A 20,913-nucleotide genomic window follows, 5' to 3' on the forward strand; every position below is an offset into this window, starting at 1 on the left:
CGCCGTCGGAGCCCCGGTCTAGGCTTCGGGAGACGCACCGGATGCAGGAGGAAGCATGGTGGACGCTCGCATCGTCCAGACGACGAAGTCGCTTCACACGGCGATCGTCGACCTCGCGTCGTCGACGCCGGTCTCAGCGATCACCGTCGCCGACGTGACCCGCGCGGCGGGGATCAACCGCGCGACGTTCTACAGCCACGCGACCTCGCCGGGCGCGCTCCTGGCCGACGTGCTGCGGCCCGAGCTCGATGCCATCCGCGCGGCCGACCTCGACGCCCGCGAGGAGGGCCGAGGGCCCGCGACCGAGATCACGAGGCGCGGGATGGAGCGCGTGGTCGAGCACGTGGTGAAGTACCGCGACGTCTACCGGCTCGCTCTGCCCGACCCGCTGGACGCGTCGACGCACCGAGCGCTCGCGCGGCACTTCGAGGAGTCGTCTCTGATGCACCTCGACCTCCGCGACGCGGCCGCGCTGCCGCAGGGGTTCTCGAAGCCGCTCGCCGCCGGGTTCGTGGCGCACGGCCTCGTCGGGGTCATCGAGAACTGGCTGACCGGCAAGCGGTCGAGCAGGCGCTCCCTCGTCGACAACATCATGCTCATGCTGCCCACCTGGTGGGACTGACCGCCGCTCGCCCCGGATTGCGCCAGAGTTGCGCACGGCGGAGTCGTGCACGCCAGAAGCACGCACGGCCGGGTCACCCACGGTGGAGGCTCGCCTCGAAGGCCTGCAGGGTGTCGTCGTGGAGCGCCTGCCGGAGTCTCGCCGTCGCCGCCTCGTCGACACGGACGACCGACTGGTCGCCCTCCATGCCGGTCCCGGCCGTCGGCATCGTGAAGAACGAGAAGCCGGACAGGTCGATCCCGCGGAGGCTGTACGCGAGCGAGCCGGCAGCCCGGAGCGTGAAGCCGGAGTCGACCGTCAGGTTCTTGGAGGTCTCCGACGCGAAGTCGGCGAGCGCCCGAGGATCGGCGAGCACGTCGCGACTGATCGCCCGGCTCAGGATGCCCTTGAGCAGCAGCTGCTGGTTCGCGACCCTCTGATAGTCGCCGGTCGGGAAGGCGTAGCGCTCTCGGGCGAAGACGAGCGCCCGGTCGCCCTCGAGCTCGATCTCGCCCTCGGGGAAGAAGCGGTCGTCGCCTCGCGACGCCGTGAACGCCTGGGGGTTGTCGACCACCACGCCGCCGAGGCTCGTGGTCATCGAGGCGAGCCCGGCGAAGTCGATGATCGCCACGTGGTCGATCCGCGCCCCGAGGAGCTTCTCGAGGGTCTGGATCGCGAGGGGCGTGCCTCCCCAGGCCAGCGAGGCGTTGACCTTCGCCTTGCCGTGGCCGGGCACGTCGACCCAGAGGTCGCGCATGACCGACATGACCGACACGTGGCTGCAGTCTTCGGAGACGTGCACGAGCATCATCGTGTCGGCCCGCTGCGATCCTGCGCTCTCGAGATCGTGCGAGGAAGTCGTCTGCCTCGAGTCGGAGCCCAGCAGCAGGATGTTCATCGCTCCGGTCGAGGGGGCGGGGCGCCCCGCCTCGTCGGGGAAGGCCTCGGTCGAGGCCAGAGTCGTCAGGTTCTGGCCGACGAGGTTCTGCAGGAGGACTGCCCCGGCGCCGAGCACCGCGAGGATCAGCACGGCGACGACCCCGAAGGCGATGGCTGCGTTGCGGATCGCCCGCGAGCGGCGGCGGCGGGTGCGGCGCGAGGCCCGTGTCGGGAGCGACTCCGGCGCGGGGGCGGGGGTCGTGGCTGTCGGCGACGCGCTCATCAGTAGGCCCCCACCGGCGCGACGACGGCCCGGACGGTCTGCAGCAGGATGGCGGCGTCGTAGCGGAGGCTCCACCGGTCGACGTAGTGCAGGTCGAGGTCGAGGCCCTCCTCCCACGAGAGCGTGCTGCGGCCGCCGACCTGCCAGGCGCCCGTCATCCCGGGGACGACCTCGAGGCGGCGGAGGGCGCGCGGGCAGTAGGCGTCGACCTCGGCGGGGAGCGCCGGCCTGGGGCCGACGAGGCTCATGTCGCCGCGCAGGACGTTGACCAGCTGCGGGAGCTCGTCGATCGAGAACCGGCGCAGGATGCGGCCGAGCGGCGTGACCCGCGGGTCGTCGACGAGCTTGAACAGCGGGCCGGACGCCGTGCCCGACGCTCCTGCCACGGCCTTGAGGCGGACGAGGACGTCGTCGGAGTCGGACCGCATGGTGCGGAACTTGATCATCGAGAACGGCTGGCCGTCGAGCCCGACCCGCGTCTGCCGGTAGAGCGCTCCGCCCGGGCTCGTGATCGCGACGAGAGCCGCGACCACGAGCAGGATCGGAAGCAGCAGGAGCAGCCCCAGAGCGGAGCCCAGGATGTCGACGCCCCGCTTGGCGAGGGACTCGCTCGACGCCCGGGAGCGGTGCTCACGCTGGGGTCGGGCGGCCTCGGCGATCGAGGGGAGGCGCGGGCTGGCGAGGTCGAGTACGGTCGGGGTGCTCATGGGCTTCTCCTGCAATGTGCAATATGACATTGCAAGAGTAGCTCAGCACACCGACTGTATCAATACCTGATATTTCTCACTCTTGTCGGGCGCGAGAGACCAGCACCTACTCCAGGCGGTCGAGCGCCTGGAGCACGTCCACCACGAGGTCGTCGACCGACTCGATGCCGACGGACAGCCGGACGACCGTGTCGGGCACCTCGAGCTCCGTCCCGCGGACGGAGGCGTGCGTCATCTCGGAGGGGTAGCCGATCAGCGACTCCACTCCCCCGAGCGACTCCGCGAGCTGGAACACCTCGGTCGACTCCGCGAAGCGCCGGGCGGCCGGGGCGCCGCCGCGGACGCCGACGGAGAGCATGCCGCCGAAGCGCTTCATCTGGCGAGAGGCCAGCTCGTGCCCCGGGTGGCTCGGCAGGCCCGGATAGTACACCCGCTCCACGGCGCGGTGCGAGACGATCGCCTCGGCGATGGCCTGCGCGTTCTCGGAATGGCGGTCGACCCGCACCCCGAGGGTCTTGATCCCGCGGATTGTCAACCACGCCTCCATCGGAGCGGAGATCGCGCCGACGCCGAACTGGATGAAGCCGATCTTCGACGCGAGCTCGTCGTCGCGCACGACGAGGGCTCCGCCGAGCGTGTCGGAGTGCCCGCCGAGGTACTTGGTCGTGGAGTGCACGACGACATCGGCTCCGAGGGCGAGCGGCTGCTGGATGTAGGGCGACGCGAAGGTGTTGTCGACGACGACGAGGGCGCCGGCGGCGTGGCCGATCTCGGCGAGCCCTTCGATGTCGGTGATCTTCATCAGCGGGTTCGACGGCGTCTCGACCCAGAGCACGGTCGTCTCGCCGGGTCGCGCGGCCGCGCGGACCGCGTCGAGGTCGCTCATGTCGACGGTCTCGAGGGTCACGCCCCACGGAGCCCAGACGCGGCTCACGAGACGGTGGGTGCCGCCGTACACGTCGTTGCCCATCACCACGCGCGAGCCCGACGAGAGGACGGCGCGGAGGAGGGCGTCCTCGGCCGCGAGACCGGACGCGAAGCTGAAGGCCGCCGAGCCGCCCTCGAGGCTCGCGAGGACCGTCTGGAGCGAGTCACGGGTCGGGTTGGCCGACCGGCCGTACTCGTAGCCGCCACGGAAGCCGCCGATGCCGTCCTGGACGAAGGTGGAGGTCTGGTAGATCGGCGGGACGACGGCGCCGGTGGTCGGGTCGAAGGCCTGACCGTCGTGGATGGCGCGGGTCTCGAAGCTGTGGGTCACGGGGTTCCTTTGCGTGGTGCTGGAGGGCGCGGCAGGACCGCGGGTCATTCGGAGAGGAAGGCGAGGAGGTCGTGCCGCGTGACGACCGCGGCGGGCTTGCCGTCGGAGGTCACCAGCAGGGCGTCGTTCTTCTCGAGGGCGCGGCGAGCGGTGGAGATCGACTCGTTGAGGCCGATCAGGCCCAGGGGCGCGCCGGTGAACCTCTCGATGGAGTCGGTCATCTGCGCCTCGCCGGAGAACACGAGCTCGAGCAGCGCCTTCTCCTCGACGGCACCGACGACCTCGCCCATGACGACGGGCGGCTCGGCCGAGAGCACCGGCATCTGCGAGACGCCGTACCGCGACATGATGCCGACGACGTCGCGGACCGTGTCGGACGGGTGCGCGTGCACGAGGTCGGGCATCGCGCCGTTCTTGGAGGCGAGGAGGTCGCTGACGGTCTTCTCGTCGCCGACCTCGCTGAAGCCGTACGAGCGCATCCACCGGTCGTTGAAGATCTTGCCGAGGTAGCCGCGGCCGCCGTCGGGCAGCAGGACGACGACGACGTCGTCGGGCCCGAGCTCGCGGGCCACGTCGAGCGCGGCGGCGACGGCCATGCCGCTCGAGCCGCCGACGAGGAGACCCTCCTCGCGGGCGAGCCGCCTGGTCATGTCGAACGAGCGGGCGTCGGAGATCGCGATGATGCGGTCGACGACGCTGCCGTCGTAGGCGCCGGGCCAGAAGTCCTCGCCCACGCCCTCGACGAGGTACGGGCGGCCGCTGCCGCCGGAGTAGACGCTGCCCTCGGGGTCGGCGCCGATGATCTGCACCAGGCCCTCGCCGACCTCTTTGAGGTACCGGCCGGTGCCGCTGATCGTGCCGCCGGTGCCGACGCCCGCGACGAAGTGCGTGAGCTGCCCCTCGGTGTCGCGCCAGATCTCGGGCCCGGTCGTCTCGTAGTGGCTGAGCGGGCCGTTCGGGTTCTCGTACTGGTTGGGCTTGAACGCTCCGGGGATCTCGCGGACGAGGCGGTCGGAGACGCTGTAGTACGACTCCGGGCTGTCGGGGGCGACCGCGGTCGGCGTGACGATGATCTCGGCGCCGTACGCCGTCAGGACGTTCCGCTTGTCTTCGCCCACCTTGTCGGGCAGGACGAACACGCAGCGGTAGCCGCGCTGCTGGGCCACGAGAGCGAGACCGACGCCCGTGTTGCCGCTGGTCGGCTCGACGATCGTGCCGCCCGGCTTCAGGTGGCCCTCGCGCTCGGCCGCGTCGATGATGCGGGTGGCGATGCGGTCTTTGCTCGAGCCGCCCGGGTTGAGGTACTCGACCTTGACCAGGACGGTGGCGCTGATGCCCTCCGTGACCCGGTTGAGCTTGACGAGAGGGGTGTTGCCGACGAGATCAATAACGGAGCCTGCGTACTTCACCCAGCGAGTCTACCGGGGGCACCCGGGAGTATCTCGGGGATGACGGGCGATGACAGACCCCGCGGCGACCGCAGGATCGGGCCGGGGCATCAGCCCGGGACGGCCGCCTGCTGCTCGTACAGCTCGGTGTAGAGCCCTCCCAGGGCGACGAGCTCGTCGTGGGTGCCGCGCTCGACGATCCTGCCCCCGTCGACGACGAAGATGACGTCCGCCGCGCGCACCGTCGAGAGGCGGTGGGCGATCGAGATCGTCGTGCGGCCGCGGGCGGCCGTGTCGAGTGCGTGCTGGACGATGCGCTCGGAGACGGAGTCGAGGGCGCTGGTGGCTTCGTCGAGCACCAGGACCGCGGGGTCCTTCAGCAGCACGCGCGCGATCGCGATGCGCTGCTTCTCACCGCCCGAGAGCCGGTAGCCCCGCTCGCCGACCACGGTGTCGTAGCCGTCGGGGAAGGACGCGATGGTGTCGTGGATGTTCGCCAGGCGCGCCGCCGCCTCGAGCTCGGCCTGGCTCGCACCGGGCTTGGCGTAGCGGAGGTTCTCGCCGATGGTCGCGTGGAAGAGGTAGGTCTCCTGGCTGACGATGCCGATGTTCGCGACGAGGTCGTCCTGGCCGATGTCGCGGACGTCGACGCCGGCGAACCGCACGGACCCGCCCGTGACCTCGTAGAAGCGCGGGATCAGGTACGAGACGGTCGTCTTGCCGGCGCCCGACGGGCCCACGAAGGCGGCGAACCGGCCGGGCTCGATGTCGAACGAGAGGCCGTCGAGGGTCAGCGCCCCGGGCTCGGCGTCGGGGTAGGCGAACCGGACGTCGTCGAACTCCACGCGGCCGAGGGCGGTGGGGTCGAGGGCCGACGCGGCCTTCGGGTCGCGGATGGCCGGATGCAGGTCGAGGTACTCGAAGATCCTGGCGAAGAGGGCGCCCGAGGTCTGGATGTCGAGGGCGACGCGGAGGAGCGCCATGAGCGGGAACGTGAGGCGTGCCTGGACGGTCGTGAAGGCCACGATCGTGCCGGCCGTGATCGGGATGCCGCCCTGGATGAGGTACGCCGCCACCAGGTAGATCGCCGCCGGGATGATCGACAGGAAGATCTGCACGGTGGCGAAGAACCACTGCCCGCTCATCTGCTGCCGGACCTGCAGCCGGATCTGGTTGCGGTTCTCGGCCGAGTACCGCTCGATCTCGGTGCGCTGCTGGTTGAAGCTCTTCGCGAGCAGGATGCCGGACACGCTCAGCGTCTCCTGCGTGATCGCGGTCATGTCGCTCAGCGACTCCTGCGTCTCCGTCGCGATCCTGGCCCTGACCTGCCCGACCCGGCGCTGCGCGATGACGAGGAGGGGCAGCAGGATCACGGCCACCACGGTCATCTGCCAGCTCAGCAGCAGCATCGCCACGAAGGCCGCGATGACCGTCACGGTGTTGCCGAGGACGCTCGAGATGGTGTTGCTGAGAACGCTGGCGACACCGCCGACGTCGTTCTGGAGCCGCGACTGGATGACGCCCGTCTTGGTGCGGGTGAAGAACGCCAGCTCCATGCGCTGCAGGTGGCCGAAGAGCCGGATCCTGAGCGCGCCCATGACCTTGTTGCCGACCGTCGCGGTGAGGTAGGTCTGCCAGACCCCGATGGCCGCCGAGAGCACCCACAGGCCGACCATGGCGCCGACGAGGCGCATCAGGACCGGGACGTCCGGACCGCCCTTCGGGAACAGGCCCCGGTCGAACGCCTGCTGGGTGAGGAGCGGGGGCAGGACGCTGAGTGCGGCGCCCACGAGCACCAGCACCACCGTCACGACGAGGGCGTTCCGGTGCGGGGAGAACAGGCTCCGGATGCGGGCGACGAGGTCGGGGATCTTCGGCGCCTCGGCGTTCGCGGCCTTCTGCGCGCGGGCGTCGGCCGCCGACACGCGGCCGCCCGGGCGCCCCCCGCCGCCGCGCATGCCGCCGCCGGAGGCCACCGAATCCATCCTGCTCACGGGACGAGCCTAAGCCCGCCCGGATGCCCCCAGTTGTGGCCGGGAAACGAAAACCTGCCTGTGAGAAAGAAATCTCAGTTTATGATGTGCAGGTCCGCATTCTCCGTCCCGAGCGGGGAACTACCCGATGCGGCAGAGGTAAACGCGTGAATCCCCGAAACGACACGACCGTCGACCCCGAAATCTCGACGGCTCTCGAGCTCGACCACCGATCCCTCCTCGAGACGATCGAGAGCATGTGGCCGCAGATCGCCCCTCTGCAGGGTGCCCGTCTCCGCGACGCCGTCCGGAGCGTGCCCGAGAAGGAGTGGAGCCACCGCCCGCGCATCCTGATGGCCGTCGCGGCGAGCCACCGCTCGGTCGGCTCGACGAGCCGCAGCGCCGCGCTCCCCTGGCTCCGCTCGGTCAACAAGCTGATCCGCGCCGACCCGCACTCGCCGCTCGACCTCCGCGCCGGCTACCTCGTCCAGCTGGCCACGACCCTCCGCACCCTCGGCGACCAGGTGAAGGCCCGCGAGCACCTCGAGACCGTCCGGCACCTGCTCGAGGAGGACCTCTCCGGAGAGGTGGGGCGCAGGATCGACACCAGCGCGTCGTTCTCGCTGCAGCTCGGTCTCGTCCGCATCCACGCCGGCGAGTTCGACGAGGCGCTCTTCGCCCTGTCGCTCGCCGAGGGACTCGCCGACGAGCACCTCTCGACCGCCGAGCGGGTCGAGTGCCACTCCGCTCTCGCCTGGGTGTCGTTCCAGCTCGGCGACTTCGACGCGGCCGAGCGCCAGATCGACCTCGCGACGCAGCACTCGGAGGGCACCGAGCTCCTGCGGTCCACTTTCGCCGCGCTCGCTCAGATCACGCGGTTCCTGCTGCTCGTCGAGCGCGAGAAGACGGGCACCGACCTCGACCTGCCGCTCCGCGAGGTCAGGATCGCCAGCCGCAACAGCGACTGGGAGGCCACCGCGCTGTTCGCCGAGGCCGTGGTCAAGCACGCCGCCGGGTCGCACATCGAGGCCCTCGACCTCCTCGGGCGGGTCACCCGGCTGCTGGTCTCGTTCAGCGGGCCCGTCGTCCTCCGCAATGAGGCCGGGATCCTGCGCGCGGAGTGCCTCCGGAGGCTCGGCGACAGCGACCAGGCCCGGCGCGTGCTCGACGGGCTCGCTGCCGGCCAGCACCACGCCCCGTGCCCGCCGCGGCTCCTCGCGCTGGGGCTGTTCACGCTCGGCGATCCGCAGGGGGCCCTCGATGCGCTCCGCGACTGCCTCGAGCTCGGCGACCTCCACTCGTCGCGGACGATGTCCCAGATCTACGCCGTCGCAGCCGCCGCGCACGCCGACCTCGGAGACACCGTCGGCTCGGCGATCTCGTTCGACCGGGCGCTGCTCGTCGCGGCCACGAACGAGGTGACCTGGCCGTTCCGCGGCCTGCCCGACGAGGTCCTCGCGCGCCTTCTCGCCGGAGCGGCGGGTCGCACGCAGCCCGCCTCCGTCGCCGCCCTCATCGAGCGGATGCACGTCTCCCCGCCGCCGGCGGCTCACCCGCTCGCCGACCCGCTGTCCGAGCGCGAGCTCGTGATCGTCCGGCACCTCACCACCGGCGCGACCCTCAGCCAGATCGGCGCCGAGCTGTTCATCTCCGTGAACACCGTGAAGAGCCACGTGCGGAGCATCTACCGCAAGCTGTCGGCGACGAATCGCCGCGAGGCGATCGCCCGGGCGGCGCAGCTGGGGCTGTCGGGCGACTAGGCCGCTGATCCTGCGCTCTGGTCCGCCCGGCCCGGCAGCGGAGGCCGCGGACGCCAGAAGCCCCCGACCAGACGGTCGGGGGCTTCTGTCGTTGTGAGGCTGTGTTACTTGAGGGTCACCGAAGCGCCGGCGGCCTCGAGCTGAGCCTTGGCCTTCTCGGCGGTCTCCTTGTTGGCGCCCTCGAGGACGGTGCTGGGCGCACCGTCGACGACGGCCTTGGCCTCGCCGAGGCCGAGGCTCGTGAGCGCGCGGACCTCCTTGATGACCTGGATCTTCTTGTCGCCGACCGAGTCGAGGACGACGTCGAAGGAGTCCTTCTCCTCGACCTCTTCGGCGGGGGCGGCGGGGCCAGCGGCACCGGCAGCGGCGACGGGGGCAGCAGCGGTGACCTCGAAGACCTCTTCGAACTTCTTGACGAAGTCGCTGAGCTCGATGAGCGTGAGCTCCTTGAAAGCCTCGATCAGTTCGTCCTGGCTGAGCTTTGCCATTGTGTTTCTCCTTGTTGTCTAGCTGAAAAGTGGTGAGTGAAACGCGTACGGCAGCGGGCTACGCTGCGGATTCCTGCTTCTCGCGGAGTGCCTCGACCGTGCGGACGGTCTTCGACAGCGGCGCCTGGAAGAGGTAGGCCGCACCGAACAGCGAGGCCTTGAAGGCGCCGGCCAGCTTGCCCAGCAGCACCTCCCGCGACTCGAGATCGGCGAGCTGGTTGACCTCGGTCGCGGTCAGGGGGTTACCGTCGAAGTAACCGCCCTTCACCACGAGCTGAGGGTTCGCCTTGGCGAAGTCACGCAGGCTCTTGGCAACGGCGACAGGGTCTCCGTGGACGAAAGCGATCGCGGACGGTCCAACGAGCTCGGCATCGAAGGAGCTGATGCCGGCGTTGTTCGCCGCGATCTTGGTGAGCGTGTTCTTCACGACGGCGTAGGTGGCGTGCTCCTTGATACCGGTGCGCAGCTGCTTGAGCTGAGCAACGGTGAGCCCGCGGTACTCGGTGAGCAGGACGGCGGTCGAGTCGCGGAACGAGTCCGTGAGCTCGGCGACCGAAGCTTCCTTGTTCGCCATGTCGCTCCTAACGTGTGTGGTGCCGGCAGCCCCCGGGCCGTGTCTTCGAGAAGACACATCTCACACGAGAAAAGGCCCTGCGCAGGAGCGCAGAGCCTCGACAGAACGTCTTGCTTCACACACCTGCGCGGGTCGTCTCTCTTGCGAGGACCTTCGGCCGGTGTGACTCTCACGAGCGCACGCCGACAACCAGCGGTCTTGGGCTGGGATCAGTGTAGGCGGGCTGCGCCCTGCCGCGCAACTCGGGTGAGTGCGCTCCGTTCACGTCCACCGCGCGGCACGGAGTTGCACCGCGGGGGTAGCGCGCCCGCCCGACCGCAAAGGCAGCTCGCGACCGCCGGCGTGTGCGGTCGCGAGCTGCCTTCGTGGTCGCGGGAGGGCGCGCGGAGCCGGAGGCCACCGGGGTCAGGAGCGGACGGGCTCCGGCGCCGGCAGCGGGACGGGAGCGCCCTGCGGCGCACGCTCGAGCGGCAGCCGCACGGTGAAGACCGCGCCCGGGTCGCCGTTCGACGCGGTCACGGTGCCACCGTGGGAGTGCACGACCGCCTGGACGATCGCGAGGCCGAGCCCCGTCGATCCTGCCTTCCGCGACCGCGAGCTGTCGGCCCGCGCGAACCGCTCGAAGAGCACCGGCATGACAGCAGGATCGATGCCGGGACCGTTGTCGGACACGGTCACCACCGCCTCGTGCGCGTCGTCGTCCCGCTCCAGCGTGACCCAGACCTCGGTGCCGTCGGGGGTGTGCGTCCGCGTGTTTCCGAGGAGATTCGCGACCACCTGGTGGAGGCGCATCGGGTCGCCGAGCAGCGTGATCGGCTCCTCCGGCACGGACACCTCGAACTGGTGGCCCGAGTCCTGGACACCGGTGTCGTGGACGGCGTCGAGCACGATCCTGGTCAGGTCGACCTCTTTTTTGATGAGGTCGGTACCCTCGTCGAGCCGCGCCAGCAGGAGGAGCTCCTCGACGAGGGAGGTCATGCGGACCGACTCCGACTCGATCCTGCCCATGGCGTAGACGACGTCCTCGGGGAGGTCCTTGCCCATGCGGCGGGTCAGCTCGGCGTAGCCGCGGACCGACGCGAGCGGGGTGCGCAGCTCGTGGGAGGCGTCGGCGACGAACTGCCGCACCTTGTTCTCGGACTGCTGCCGGGCGGCGAGGGCCTGCGAGACGTGGCCGAGCATCCTGTTCATGGCGGCACCGACGCGGCCCACCTCGGTGCGGGTGTCGGTGTCCTCGTCGGGGACACGGGCGTCGAGGGCCACCTCGCCGCGGTCCAGCGGCATCTCGGCGACGCGGGAGGCGGTGTCGGCCATCCGCTGCAGCGGCCCGAGGGCGTAGCGGACGGTGAGGAGCGCGAAGAAGATCGAGACGGCGATGCCAGCGGCCGCGATGATGGCGATGCTCGCGATGAGCTTCGAGACCGGGCCCGTCACGCTGTCGCGCGGGAGGGCCACGGCGACGGTGATCGTGACGTTCTGCCCGGATGCGGTCGGTCCGGTGAACGTGGTCGACTTGCCCTGGAAGACGCCGAGGGAGCCTCCGAGGTCGACTTCGGACGACTTGCCGTCGGTTCCAGACGGTGAGAGTGCGAGAAGTCGGTCGCCGACGGACGACGAGATGCTGGTCGGCCGACCGGACTCGCCGACTCGGATCTGCACCTGGCTGGTGCCGTTGGAGACCGCTTCGATGGTCCCGGGGATCTGGCCCCGGCCTCCGTCGTCGCCGACGCCCATGGCTGCCGACGGGATGCCGAGTTGCGCCGTCGCGCGGTTCAGGGACGACCTGACCTGGGAGTCGAGCTGGGTAGCGAGCACGTTCTGCAGGACCAGCACGCTGATCGCCCCGATCAGGACGGCGAGCAGCGCGGAGATGGCGACGATCGACAGGATGAGGCGCCGACGCAGAGTCAGCGGCCCACGCCAGGTCGCCGCCCACCCGCGGACCGCCGCGGCCGGGTGGAGCTGGCTCATGCGACGGGCTTGATCACGTATCCCACGCCGCGGACGGTGTGGATCATGGGCTCCTCGCCGGCGTCGATCTTCTTGCGGAGGTAGGAGATGTAGATCTCGACGACGCTGGACTTGCCGCCGAAGTCGTAGCTCCAGACGCGGTCGAGGATCTGCGCCTTCGACAGGACGCGGCGGGGGTTCCGCATCAGGAAGCGAAGAAGCTCGAACTCGGTCGCGGTCAGCTCGATCTCGCGGCCGGCGCGGTTGACCTCGTAGCTCTCCTCGTCGAGCACCAGGTCGCCGACGGTGATGCGCGAGTCGCCGCCCTCGGACACCATCGCGGCCGAGCGCCGGATGAGGCCGCGGAGCCTCGCGACGACCTCCTCGAGGCTGAACGGCTTCGTGACGTAGTCGTCGCCGCCCGCGGTGAGGCCGGTGACCCGGTCTTCGACAGCGTCCTTCGCGGTGAGGAACAGGATCGGCGTGTCGTCGCCGCCCGAGCGCAGTCGGCCGAGCACCTGCAGGCCGTCGATGTCGGGGAGCATGACGTCGAGCACGATCGCGTCGGGCTTGAAGTCGCGGGCGAGGCTGAGGGCCGTCTGCCCGTCCGGGGCCGCCTTGACGTCCCAGCCCTCGTAGCGGAGCGCCATGGAGAGCAGGTCGGTGAGGCTGTTCTCGTCGTCGACGACCAGCACCCTCAGGGGCGAGCCGTCGGCACGGGTGAGCCGCGGGGCGGCGGGAGCGGTGATGGGGGCTGAAGTGGTCACGAATCCAAGTATCTGCCGTTTCCTATGAGCCGTCTGTGATGACCTGATGAGCCAGCCAGGGATCTGCGGAGGGTCTCATAGGCGATTGAGAAGGCCGCGATAGAGCCGCCACAGCAGCCGTTCCTAGGGTCGGCGGGGTCGAGCAGGATCGGCAGGGCCCTCGGGCTCGCTGGCCGCTCCGCTCCGTCCTGCATCACGCAGCCACCCCCATCGCGCCCTACAAGAGGAGACCCATGTTCTGGACCTATCTGTTCCGGGAGCTGAGCAATCGGCGAAAGCAGACGGCGATCATCGCCACCGGCATGGCTCTCGCCATCGCCCTCGTGATCATCGTCAACTCGGTCGCCGGCGGTGTGAAGGCCGCCCAGGCCACGGTCCTCGAGTCGGTCTACGGCGTCGGCACGGACGTGACGATCAGCCAGGCCGAGACCGCCTCCTCCACCGGCCGGCCCACCTTCACCTTCGGCTCGGGCGGCGGCACGACGAACGGCAACAGCACGACGCTCTCGCAGTCGCGGCTGACCGCGGCCCGCGGCAAGGCGACGTTCGACGCCTCGGAGCTCACCACCGTCCAGAAGACCGACGGGGTGAAGGCCGCCGCGGCGACGCTCTCGCTGCAGCTCATCGACTTCTCCGGCTCGACGTCCCGCACGCAGACGCAGTCCGGCACTGGCACCGGCACCGGCACCGCTCCGGGCGCAGGATCGGGCGAGGCCGGGACCCCCGGACAGGGCGGCGGCTTCGGCGGCGGCTCGTTCAGCTTCGACCAGACGACCGTCGAGGGCGTCAGTGTGACGTCCGACGCCGTCGGGCCCCTGACGAGCGTCGAGCTCACGTCCGGTCGCACCTTCGCCGCCTCCGACGCCGGGAAGGACGTCCTGGTCGTCGACAAGACCTACGCCGCCTCGAACAGCCTCAAGGCGGGCAGCACGAAGAAGATCGGCAGCACGACCTTCACCGTCATCGGCATCGTCGAGTCGACCTCGTCGTCGTCGAGCACCGCCTCCGACTTCTACATGCCCCTCGACACGGCGCAGAAGGCGGCCGACCTGTCCGGGAAGATCAGCACGGTCTACGTGACGGCCGACTCGTCGAGCGACGTCGGGACCGTCAAGGCCGCCCTCGAGAAGGCGCTCCCGAAGGCCACCGTCTCGACCGAGGCCGACCTCGCGTCCAGCGTGTCCGGCTCGCTGTCGACGGCGTCGAGCCTGGTGTCGAACCTCGGGACGTGGCTGTCGGTGATCGTTCTCGCGGCGGCGTTCCTGATCGCGATCCTGTTCACCGTCTCGGGCGTCACCCGACGGACCCGCGAGTTCGGCACCCTCAAGGCCATCGGCTGGTCGAACGGCAGGATCGTGCGACAGGTCGCGGGCGAGTCGTTCGTCCAGGGGCTCCTGGGCGGGGTCGCCGGAGTGGTCGTCGGCCTGATCGGAGTCGTCGTGATCAACGTGATCGCGCCCACGCTGTCGGGCGGCGCGACCACGTCGGCCGGCGGCTTCGGCGGCGGCGCTGCACCGGGCGGAGCGGGCGGCGGCACGGGCACAGGCACCGGGACCGGCACCGAGGGCGGGGCCGGCACAGCCGGCCGCTTCGGGGCGCAGGTCGCCTCCACGGCGACCGAGGTGAGCCTCCATGCTCCGATCGCGGTGACGATCATCGTCGTCGCGGTCGCCCTCGCCCTCGTCGGCGGGCTGCTCGCCGGCGCCATCGGCGGCTGGCGCGCCTCGCGCCTCCGCCCCGCCGAAGCGCTCCGCAGCGTGGCCTGACCCGCAGACCGATCACTCGACCTCACCGAACGGACACCATGTACACCCTCACAGACGTCACCAAGACGTACGTCCAGAAGAAGCGCACCGTCACCGCCCTGAGCCGGGTGACCCTCGAGATCCCGACCGGGCAGATGGTCGCGATCCAGGGCCCGACCGGCGGAGGCAAGTCGACACTCCTGCAGATGCTCGGCGCCCTCGACAAGCCGTCCGCCGGCAGCGTCGTGCTCGGCGACGATAAGGTCTCGGGACTCGCCGACTCGAAGCTCGCGGCCATCCGCGCGAACAGGATCGGCTTCGTCTTCCAGGGCTTCAACCTGATCCCGACCCTCACGGCGCTCGAGAACGTCGAGACGGCCTTCGCCCGCTCCGACGTGTCGCGCGACGAGCAGAAGAAGCGGTCGTCCGACGCGCTCGAGTCGGTCGGCCTCGGCGAGCGCGGCGACCACCTGCCTGCCGAGCTCTCGGGCGGTCAGCAGCAGCGCGTCGCGATCGCCCGGGCCCTGGTCAAGGAGCCGCAGGTGCTCCTCGCCGACGAGCCCACGGGGAGCCTCGACGAGTCGACCCGCGACGAGATCATGGAGCTCCTCGAGGGCCAGTGGCGCGACCGCGGCCTCACGTTCATCCTGGTCACGCACGACTCGTCGGTCGCGCGCCGCGCGGAGCGGCGCCTCTACCTCAAGGGCGGCGTCGTCACGGAGGCGTAGCGCCTGGCGTCAGTCGGCGACCGGGTATTCGACGCACGCGAACCGCGTGCTGTCGGGTGCCCAGCCGTTGACGTTCAGCGTGCCCTGCCCGCCGAACAGGCGGAGGAGGTCGCGGACGCCGTGGGGCTCGGGATCGCCGGCCTCGTCGAGGGGCAGGATCCGGAGCACCACGTCGCGGTTCTCCGGGTGCCCCAGCGTGCCCGCCTCGTAGGAGAGGTAGGCGACCGACCGCCCGTCGGGGGCCGGGTGCGGGAACCAGTCGACGCTGACGCTCTCGACGACGCGCGAGAGGTCGGAACCGTCGACCCGGACGCGTGCCAGCTGCGCGTGGCCCGGCTCGCTGGTGAAGCGCTCGGTGTTGAACCAGAGCCACCGGCCGTCGGGGGTGAACTCGGCCCCGTCGTCGGCGGACGCGTCGCTCGTGACGAAGGAGGCCTCGCCGGTCGCGAGGTCGACGAGCGCGACGTCCGTCTGCCAGGCGGACTCGGGATCGGACGGCCGGGGCCGGTGGCCGACGATGACGCTCAGCGTGCTGCCGTCGGGCGAGACGCCGTGGAGGTAGTTCTTGTAGCCGCGGCCGACGGGGTGGTCGCGCGTGATCCTGCGCGGCGTGCGCTCGTCGAGGGGGACCTCGTAGAGGTGGCCGTCCTTCGCGCTGACGACGACGGCGAGCCCGTCGGGGGTCAGCACGTGGTCGTTGTTGATCTCGGGGACGCCGGGCATCGGGATCTCGGCGAGGTCGTGGCCGTCGACCGGCAGGCGCCAGAGCAGGCCGTCGGCGTTCAGCACGAGGGAGACGCCGTCGGCGGTCCAGTTCGGCGCCTCGACGAGCACGGAGTCGCTCTCGAACACGCAGCGGCTCTCACCCGACGCCGGGTCGACGATCAGCACGCGAGACGACTGCCCGGGCAGCAGGGTCCGCGGCATCAGGCGCGTCCCGCGGTCGGCGCGGCGGTGCTGTGGCGGACGACGAGGCTGGTGGCGAGCTCCAGGCGGGTCGACTTCAGCTGCGGCTCGGCCCGGAGGCGGAGCACCAGCCGCGTCGCCTCCTCGGCCATCTCGGTCAGGGGCTGCCGGACGGTGGTGAGCGGCGGGCCCGCCCACTGGGCGACCTGGAGGTCGTCGTATCCGACCACGGAGACGTCGTCCGGCACGCGGAGTCCGAGCTCCCGGGCGGCCTCGTACGCACCGAGAGCCTGCATGTCGCTGGCGGCGAAGAGGGCGGTCGGCGGGTCGTCGCGCATCAGCAGGACGCGCGCGGCAGCGGCGCCCGCCTCGTGGCTGAACTCGCCCCGGGGCGAGTAGCCGTGCGGCTCCGTGAGGCCGGCGCCGGCGAGAGCGGCGCGGTAGCCGGAGAGCCGGGCGGTGGCGGCGAGGAAGTGCACCGGCCCGCCGAGCGTCGCGATCCTGGTGTGACCCAGCTCGATGAGGTGCCTGGTGGCCAGGAAGCCGCCCATCCAGTTCGCCGAGCCGATGGCGGGGACATCCTGCGCAGGATCCCCCTCGGGGTCGACGATCACGAACGGGATTCCGTGGCTCCGCAACTGGTGCTGGTTGGCCTTGGGGATGTCGGTGATGACGAAGATCACGCCGGTCGGGCGGCGCTGCAGCACGCCCTCGATCCAGCCCTCCCCCGGCCTCCGGTCTTTCATGCCGGTGACGACGAGACTCATGCCGTTCTCGCGGGCGACCCGCTCGACGCCGACGACGACCTCGACCATCCAGGGGCTGTCGAGCGCGTGGCAGACGAGCTCCAACAGGAGGGACGGCGGCTGCGCGCCGCCCCTCCTGTTGTACTGCTCGTCGTGCAGGATCCCGGTCACGCGCTCCCGGGTGTCGACGGACACCCCGGCGCGCCCGTTGAGCACCTTCGACACGGTCGAGATCGACACCCCGGCCCGCTCGGCGACGTCGGCCAGCTTGGCGCGCGTGTCGGCGCCCTGCGTTCTCGACTCCTCCGACACGGTCGTCATCGTAGTGGCCCGCTTCTCTCGGGATCCTGGGCGGGCTCCGCTACCAGGTCTCGGGTCGGGCCTCGAAGGGCACGGGTTCCGGACGCTCGACGGTGCTCTCGAGCTCGATGACGCGCTTCTCGTCGCTGGAGCGCAGGATCGCGTCCATCGCCTCGAGCACGTGGAAGGCCAGTCGGCCGGACGCCCGGTGCGGACGGTCCGTCTCGATGGCCCGCGCCATGTCGGCGAGGCCGTAGCCGCGCCCGGCGTCCGCGTAGCCGGCCGAGACCGGCACCTCGACGAAGTCGGGAGCGTCGCTCGTCGACAGCGAGACCGGGTCGGAGAACCGGTTGGGGTCGGGGACCTCGAGCGTGCCCTTCGTGCCGTAGACCTCGAACAGCGGCGACTTCGTGGCCCAGATCTCGAAGCTCACCGTGAGGGTCGAGGTGACTCCCGAGGCGTGCTCGAGGAGCGCGCTGACGTGCGTGTCGACGTCGACGGGGATCGCCGTGCCGGCCAGAGGGCCGGTCTCGACGGTGCGCTCGCGGTCGGAGCGGGTCGCGAGACCCGAGACGCGCGTAATCGGACCGAACAGAGTGATGAGGCTGGTCAGGTAGTACGGCGCCATGTCGAGCAGGGGGCCGCCGCCAGGCTGGTAGTAGAACAGCGGCGACGGGTGCCAGCGCTCGTGTCCGGGAGCCGACCAGTGCACCTGAGCCGCGACGGGCTCGCCGATGGCGCCCGAGTCGAGCACCTGGCGGGCGGTCTGCACGCCGGTGCCGAGCACCGTGTCGGGTGCGCTCCCGACGCGGAGGCCCTTCTCGTCGGCGAGCTCGAGCATGGGCAGCGCCTCGGTCGGGTTGAGCCCGAGCGGCTTCTCGGCGAAGACGTGCTTTCCGGCGTTGAGCGCCTTCGTGCCGACCTCCACGTGGGCGGCGGGGATCGTCAGGTTGACGACCGCGTCGATCTCAGGATCGGCGAGCAGCTCGTCGACCGTGAGTGCTCGGACGCCCTGCTCGTCGGCGACCTGCTTCGTCCTGGCGGCGTCGATGTCGGCGACCGCCACCAGGTCGAGGTTCGGGAGCTGGGGGAAGCTGGCGAAGTACTGCTCGGAGATCTTGCCGACGCCGATGACGCCGACTTTCAACGGGACGCCCACAGGAGACCCCTTTCGATGATGGTGCGGACGTTGCCGTCCTCGAGGATGTCGACGTGGTGGCCGGGGGTCGAGACGAAGATCCGCCCCTTCGCCCACTGGCGGGTCCAGATCGCCGGCGAGGTGACCTCGCGGTTCCACTGGTCCCACGGGCGCACCTTCTGCGTCGTGGTCGCCAGCACATCGTTGTAATCGTCGTGGAGCACCCAGTACTGCTCGGTCGTGAGCTCGAAGTCGCCGATGCCCTGCGTGATCGGGTGGTCGGCCGCCGCCGCCGTCATGTTCACCGTGTACGGGACGTAGTTGTCCGACTGCTCGCCGGTGCGCTCCTCGGGGGCCTTGCCGGGGTGGGTCGCGAACTGGCCGCCGATCATGTGGAGGTAGTCGGAGTTGTTGCGGAACGAGTCGGCGATCCCGCCGTGCCAGCCCGCGAGGCCGGTGCCGTTCTCGACAGCCCTCCGGAGACCTTCGAACTCCTCCTTCTCGATGGTCGACATGGTGACCGACTGGACGATGAGGTCGACGGTGTCGAGGTAGGCGGCGTCGGCGTACACGGCGGGCGACTCCTCGATCCTGACCTCGAAGCCGTTCTCCCGGAGGAAGGGCACGAAGAGCTCGGTGGCTTCGACGGGCTGGTGGCCGTCCCAGCCTCCTCGGACCACGAGTGCGCGTCGCGTGGGGGTGTCTGAAGTAGCAGTCATGCGGTGTGAGACCAGATCTTTCGTGTTGTGCGGTGGAGGAGACGGCGGAGGCCGCCGACCGGGTTGCCCTGGCCGGCGGCCTCTGTCGTTCCGAGGGGGATCAGCGTCCGGCGAGCGAACCGCCGATGCCGCCGACGGAGAAGTACCGGTTGAGGAACGCGAACAGGATGATCGGGGGCAGCATCATCACGACGGCGACCGCCATGACGAGACCCCAGTTCGTCGCGTTCTGCTGGAAGAACGTCTCGAGACCGACCGGGAGCGTCTTGTTGCCGTCGGAGCGCAGGAAGACCAGCGCGACGAGGTAGTCGTTCCAGGCGAGCAGGAACGAGAAGATCGCGGTCGACAGGATGCCGGGGAGCGAGTTGCGGAGCACGATCCGGGTGAACGAGCCGAGCAGCGAGGCGCCGTCCATCCAGGCCGCCTCCTCGAGCGCGATCGGGATCGAGTCGTAGTACGCCGCCATCATCCAGATCGCGACCGACATCGTCGATCCGACATAGATGATCGTGACGCCGGCGAGGCTGTCCACGAGGCCGAACTTCGAGAACAGGATGAACAGCGGGATGACCGCCGACACCACCGGGAGCGACTGCACGACGAACAGCACGAGCGAGTAGCCCGAGACGAGCTTGTTGCGGGCCCGGCTCAGGACGTACCCGGCGGGGGCTGCGACGACGACCGCCACCAGCACGGTGACGACCGTGACGATGAGGCTGTTCGTCAGCCAGCTGACCACGCCGGTCTGGCTGAAGATGTTGGAGTAGTTCTCGAGCGTGAAGTTGCCCTTGACCGTCGAGCCGAGGCCCGGCGTGAAGGACAGCCCCACGACCGCGACGATCGGGATGAGGACGACCGCGGTGACGAGCAGGATGAGGGTGAACCTCCACCACCCGCCGCGCTTGCCCTGTTCGGCCTGGGAGCGGCGCCTCGGGACGGTGACGCTTCCCGCGGCCTGGTCTTTGACGCGAGCGCGCCGGACGCTGATAGTGCTCATTCGATGTTCACCTTTCGGATCTGGCGGTACAGCACCACGGAGATGATGACGAGCACGAGCGTCATCAGGAACGCGATGGCGATTCCAGGCCCGGTCTGGAAGTTCTGGAAGACCGTGAGGTACGCCAGGACGACCAGGGACTGGGTCGCGTTGACCGGCCCGCCGCCGGTCAGGAGGAAGATCGTCGGGAAGTCGTTCACGCAGAAGATCGTCATCAGGATCCAGGAGACGAACGTCGTGCGGGCGATCATCGGCATCGTGATGTAGCGGAAGGTCTTGAAGCCGCTGGAGCCGTCGACCTTGGCCGCCTCGTAGACGTTGGTGTCGACCGACGCGAGCGCCGACGACATCATCATCATCATGAACGGGAACGAGATCCACACCTTGAAGATGCACACCACGACCTGAGCGAGGAACGGGTTCGCCAGGAACAGGACGTTGCCGAGGCCGAGGTGGGCCGCGATGACGGGGAACGGCGACTGGGGGGTGGCCACCAGCCAGTTCCACGACATCGACGACACGACCACCGGCACGATCCAGGGCAGGAGCAGGAGCACCTTGAACACGGTGTTGCCGGGGATGTGGGTGCGGAGCAGGAGCGCCAGGAGGAGCCCCACGATCCACGACCCGAAGACCCCGACCACGGTGAAGACCACCGTGAACCGCGCTGCCGCCCAGAAGCTCGGCTGCGTGAGGATGTCGAGGTAGTTCTGCAGCCCCACGAAGGGCCCGGCGTCCAGCAGCGTCCCGTTGTGGAGCGACTGGATGAACGCGTAGATCACCGGGTAGAGGTTGATCAGCAGCAGGAGGACCAGCGAGGGCAGAGCGAAGGCCAGCAGCGTCCAGGTTCTCGGTGTGAATCGTTTCGTCTTGCGGACGGGGCGGGGCGCGCCAGACCCGGAGCCGGACACACCGACTCCGCGCCTGGCACGCCTGAGATTTTCTGCGACGCTACTGGCCGACATTCGTCACTCCTTCGTGATGTTCTGTGAAACGGGTTGCCGTA

19 protein-coding genes are annotated in these 20,913 nt (G+C 70.0%); 4 read left to right on the plus strand and 15 right to left on the minus strand.

Annotated features, from left to right (window positions below; translation table 11 throughout):
• Positions 1 to 55 precede the first annotated feature (55 nt).
• Positions 56 to 622 carry a TetR/AcrR family transcriptional regulator gene (locus ABD733_RS05535; RefSeq protein ID WP_344794017.1) on the plus strand — a complete coding sequence of 189 codons (567 nt, stop codon included), beginning with the start codon at positions 56 to 58 and terminating at the stop codon, positions 620 to 622.
• Between the two features lie 73 nt (positions 623 to 695).
• On the opposite strand, the gene ABD733_RS05540 is transcribed toward ABD733_RS05535, so the two are convergent.
• From ABD733_RS05540 to ABD733_RS05560, 5 genes are all read right to left on the minus strand, one after another.
• Positions 696 to 1,763, minus strand: coding sequence for an LCP family protein (locus ABD733_RS05540; protein ID WP_344794018.1), 1,068 nt, complete (start codon positions 1,761 to 1,763; stop codon positions 696 to 698).
• The gene (locus ABD733_RS05545) at positions 1,763 to 2,470 is read right to left on the minus strand and encodes a sugar transferase (RefSeq protein ID WP_344794019.1); all 708 of its coding nucleotides are present in this window, start codon (positions 2,468 to 2,470) and stop codon (positions 1,763 to 1,765) included. Before ABD733_RS05545 ends, ABD733_RS05540 begins: the two co-directional genes overlap by 1 nt.
• Before the next feature lie 106 nt (positions 2,471 to 2,576).
• A complete protein-coding gene (locus ABD733_RS05550; protein ID WP_344794020.1) occupies positions 2,577 to 3,776 on the minus strand; it encodes a cystathionine gamma-synthase in 1,200 nt (399 codons plus the stop codon).
• Complete coding sequence (locus tag ABD733_RS05555) at positions 3,773 to 5,137, minus strand: cystathionine beta-synthase (protein WP_344794021.1); 1,365 nt, start codon at positions 5,135 to 5,137, stop codon at positions 3,773 to 3,775. Before ABD733_RS05555 ends, ABD733_RS05550 begins: the two co-directional genes overlap by 4 nt.
• Positions 5,138 to 5,226: 89 nt before the next feature.
• The gene (locus ABD733_RS05560; protein WP_344796021.1) at positions 5,227 to 7,101 is read right to left on the minus strand and encodes an ABC transporter ATP-binding protein; all 1,875 of its coding nucleotides are present in this window, start codon (positions 7,099 to 7,101) and stop codon (positions 5,227 to 5,229) included.
• Between the two features lie 155 nt (positions 7,102 to 7,256).
• On the opposite strand from ABD733_RS05560, the gene ABD733_RS05565 reads away from it, so the two are divergent.
• On the plus strand, positions 7,257 to 8,849 hold the full coding sequence (locus ABD733_RS05565) for a LuxR C-terminal-related transcriptional regulator (protein WP_344794022.1): 1,593 nt from the start codon (positions 7,257 to 7,259) through the stop codon (positions 8,847 to 8,849).
• A 104-nt stretch (positions 8,850 to 8,953) separates the two neighbouring features.
• Here the strand turns inward: ABD733_RS05565 and rplL are convergent, their stop codons facing one another.
• From rplL to ABD733_RS05585, 4 genes are all read right to left on the minus strand, one after another.
• Positions 8,954 to 9,337, minus strand: a complete 384-nt coding sequence (gene rplL / locus ABD733_RS05570; RefSeq protein ID WP_344794023.1) for a 50S ribosomal protein L7/L12 — start codon at positions 9,335 to 9,337, stop codon at positions 8,954 to 8,956.
• A gap of 58 nt (positions 9,338 to 9,395) precedes the next feature.
• Positions 9,396 to 9,911, minus strand: a complete 516-nt coding sequence (gene rplJ / locus ABD733_RS05575) for a 50S ribosomal protein L10 (protein WP_344794024.1) — start codon at positions 9,909 to 9,911, stop codon at positions 9,396 to 9,398.
• Between the two features lie 405 nt (positions 9,912 to 10,316).
• Positions 10,317 to 11,882 (minus strand): sensor histidine kinase, encoded by a 1,566-nt coding sequence (locus ABD733_RS05580; RefSeq protein ID WP_344794025.1) that lies wholly within the window; start codon positions 11,880 to 11,882, stop codon positions 10,317 to 10,319.
• Positions 11,879 to 12,628 carry a response regulator transcription factor gene (locus ABD733_RS05585; protein ID WP_425552862.1) on the minus strand — a complete coding sequence of 250 codons (750 nt, stop codon included), beginning with the start codon at positions 12,626 to 12,628 and terminating at the stop codon, positions 11,879 to 11,881. Before ABD733_RS05585 ends, ABD733_RS05580 begins: the two co-directional genes overlap by 4 nt.
• Positions 12,629 to 12,861: 233 nt before the next feature.
• Here ABD733_RS05585 and ABD733_RS05590 point away from each other — a divergent pair, with 233 nt between their 5' ends.
• Complete coding sequence (locus tag ABD733_RS05590) at positions 12,862 to 14,394, plus strand: ABC transporter permease (protein ID WP_344794026.1); 1,533 nt, start codon at positions 12,862 to 12,864, stop codon at positions 14,392 to 14,394.
• 38 nt (positions 14,395 to 14,432) lie between these two features.
• Positions 14,433 to 15,101 (plus strand): ABC transporter ATP-binding protein, encoded by a 669-nt coding sequence (locus ABD733_RS05595; RefSeq protein WP_344794027.1) that lies wholly within the window; start codon positions 14,433 to 14,435, stop codon positions 15,099 to 15,101.
• A gap of 9 nt (positions 15,102 to 15,110) precedes the next feature.
• Here the strand turns inward: ABD733_RS05595 and ABD733_RS05600 are convergent, their stop codons facing one another.
• The 6 genes from ABD733_RS05600 to ABD733_RS05625 form a co-directional block, all read right to left on the minus strand.
• Positions 15,111 to 16,028 carry a TolB family protein gene (locus ABD733_RS05600; protein WP_344794028.1) on the minus strand — a complete coding sequence of 306 codons (918 nt, stop codon included), beginning with the start codon at positions 16,026 to 16,028 and terminating at the stop codon, positions 15,111 to 15,113.
• Positions 16,028 to 17,074 carry a LacI family DNA-binding transcriptional regulator gene (locus ABD733_RS05605; RefSeq protein WP_344794029.1) on the minus strand — a complete coding sequence of 349 codons (1,047 nt, stop codon included), beginning with the start codon at positions 17,072 to 17,074 and terminating at the stop codon, positions 16,028 to 16,030. The genes ABD733_RS05600 and ABD733_RS05605 overlap by 1 nt, the downstream gene beginning before the upstream one ends.
• 40 nt (positions 17,075 to 17,114) lie before the next feature.
• Positions 17,115 to 18,212: a Gfo/Idh/MocA family protein gene (locus ABD733_RS05610; RefSeq protein ID WP_344794030.1), complete on the minus strand. Its 1,098-nt coding sequence runs from the start codon at positions 18,210 to 18,212 to the stop codon at positions 17,115 to 17,117.
• The gene (locus tag ABD733_RS05615) at positions 18,197 to 18,910 is read right to left on the minus strand and encodes a ThuA domain-containing protein (RefSeq protein ID WP_344794031.1); all 714 of its coding nucleotides are present in this window, start codon (positions 18,908 to 18,910) and stop codon (positions 18,197 to 18,199) included. The genes ABD733_RS05610 and ABD733_RS05615 overlap by 16 nt, the downstream gene beginning before the upstream one ends.
• Before the next feature lie 100 nt (positions 18,911 to 19,010).
• Positions 19,011 to 19,907 (minus strand): carbohydrate ABC transporter permease, encoded by an 897-nt coding sequence (locus tag ABD733_RS05620; protein WP_344794032.1) that lies wholly within the window; start codon positions 19,905 to 19,907, stop codon positions 19,011 to 19,013.
• A complete protein-coding gene (locus ABD733_RS05625; RefSeq protein WP_344794033.1) occupies positions 19,904 to 20,872 on the minus strand; it encodes a carbohydrate ABC transporter permease in 969 nt (322 codons plus the stop codon). The genes ABD733_RS05620 and ABD733_RS05625 overlap by 4 nt, the downstream gene beginning before the upstream one ends.
• Between the last annotated feature and the right edge of the window lie 41 nt (positions 20,873 to 20,913).

Source organism: Frondihabitans peucedani, from assembly GCF_039537585.1.
GTDB classification, from domain to species: Bacteria; Actinomycetota; Actinomycetes; order Actinomycetales; family Microbacteriaceae; genus Frondihabitans; species Frondihabitans peucedani.

Bases quoted from the DNA above. Each gene is read 5' to 3' on its own strand.
- ABD733_RS05535 (WP_344794017.1), top strand. From the start codon at position 56: ATGGTGGACGCTCGCATCGTCCAGACGACGAAGTCGCTTCACACGGCG.
- ABD733_RS05540 (WP_344794018.1), bottom strand. From the start codon at position 1,763: ATGAGCGCGTCGCCGACAGCCACGACCCCCGCCCCCGCGCCGGAGTCG.
- ABD733_RS05545 (WP_344794019.1), bottom strand. From the start codon at position 2,470: ATGAGCACCCCGACCGTACTCGACCTCGCCAGCCCGCGCCTCCCCTCG.
- ABD733_RS05550 (WP_344794020.1), bottom strand. From the start codon at position 3,776: ATGACCCGCGGTCCTGCCGCGCCCTCCAGCACCACGCAAAGGAACCCC.
- ABD733_RS05560 (WP_344796021.1), bottom strand. From the start codon at position 7,101: ATGGATTCGGTGGCCTCCGGCGGCGGCATGCGCGGCGGCGGGGGGCGC.
- rplL (WP_344794023.1), bottom strand. From the start codon at position 9,337: ATGGCAAAGCTCAGCCAGGACGAACTGATCGAGGCTTTCAAGGAGCTC.
- rplJ (WP_344794024.1), bottom strand. From the start codon at position 9,911: ATGGCGAACAAGGAAGCTTCGGTCGCCGAGCTCACGGACTCGTTCCGC.
- ABD733_RS05580 (WP_344794025.1), bottom strand. From the start codon at position 11,882: ATGAGCCAGCTCCACCCGGCCGCGGCGGTCCGCGGGTGGGCGGCGACC.
- ABD733_RS05590 (WP_344794026.1), top strand. From the start codon at position 12,862: ATGTTCTGGACCTATCTGTTCCGGGAGCTGAGCAATCGGCGAAAGCAG.
- ABD733_RS05595 (WP_344794027.1), top strand. From the start codon at position 14,433: ATGTACACCCTCACAGACGTCACCAAGACGTACGTCCAGAAGAAGCGC.
- ABD733_RS05600 (WP_344794028.1), bottom strand. From the start codon at position 16,028: ATGCCGCGGACCCTGCTGCCCGGGCAGTCGTCTCGCGTGCTGATCGTC.
- ABD733_RS05605 (WP_344794029.1), bottom strand. From the start codon at position 17,074: ATGACGACCGTGTCGGAGGAGTCGAGAACGCAGGGCGCCGACACGCGC.
- ABD733_RS05615 (WP_344794031.1), bottom strand. From the start codon at position 18,910: ATGACTGCTACTTCAGACACCCCCACGCGACGCGCACTCGTGGTCCGA.
- ABD733_RS05620 (WP_344794032.1), bottom strand. From the start codon at position 19,907: ATGAGCACTATCAGCGTCCGGCGCGCTCGCGTCAAAGACCAGGCCGCG.
- ABD733_RS05625 (WP_344794033.1), bottom strand. From the start codon at position 20,872: ATGTCGGCCAGTAGCGTCGCAGAAAATCTCAGGCGTGCCAGGCGCGGA.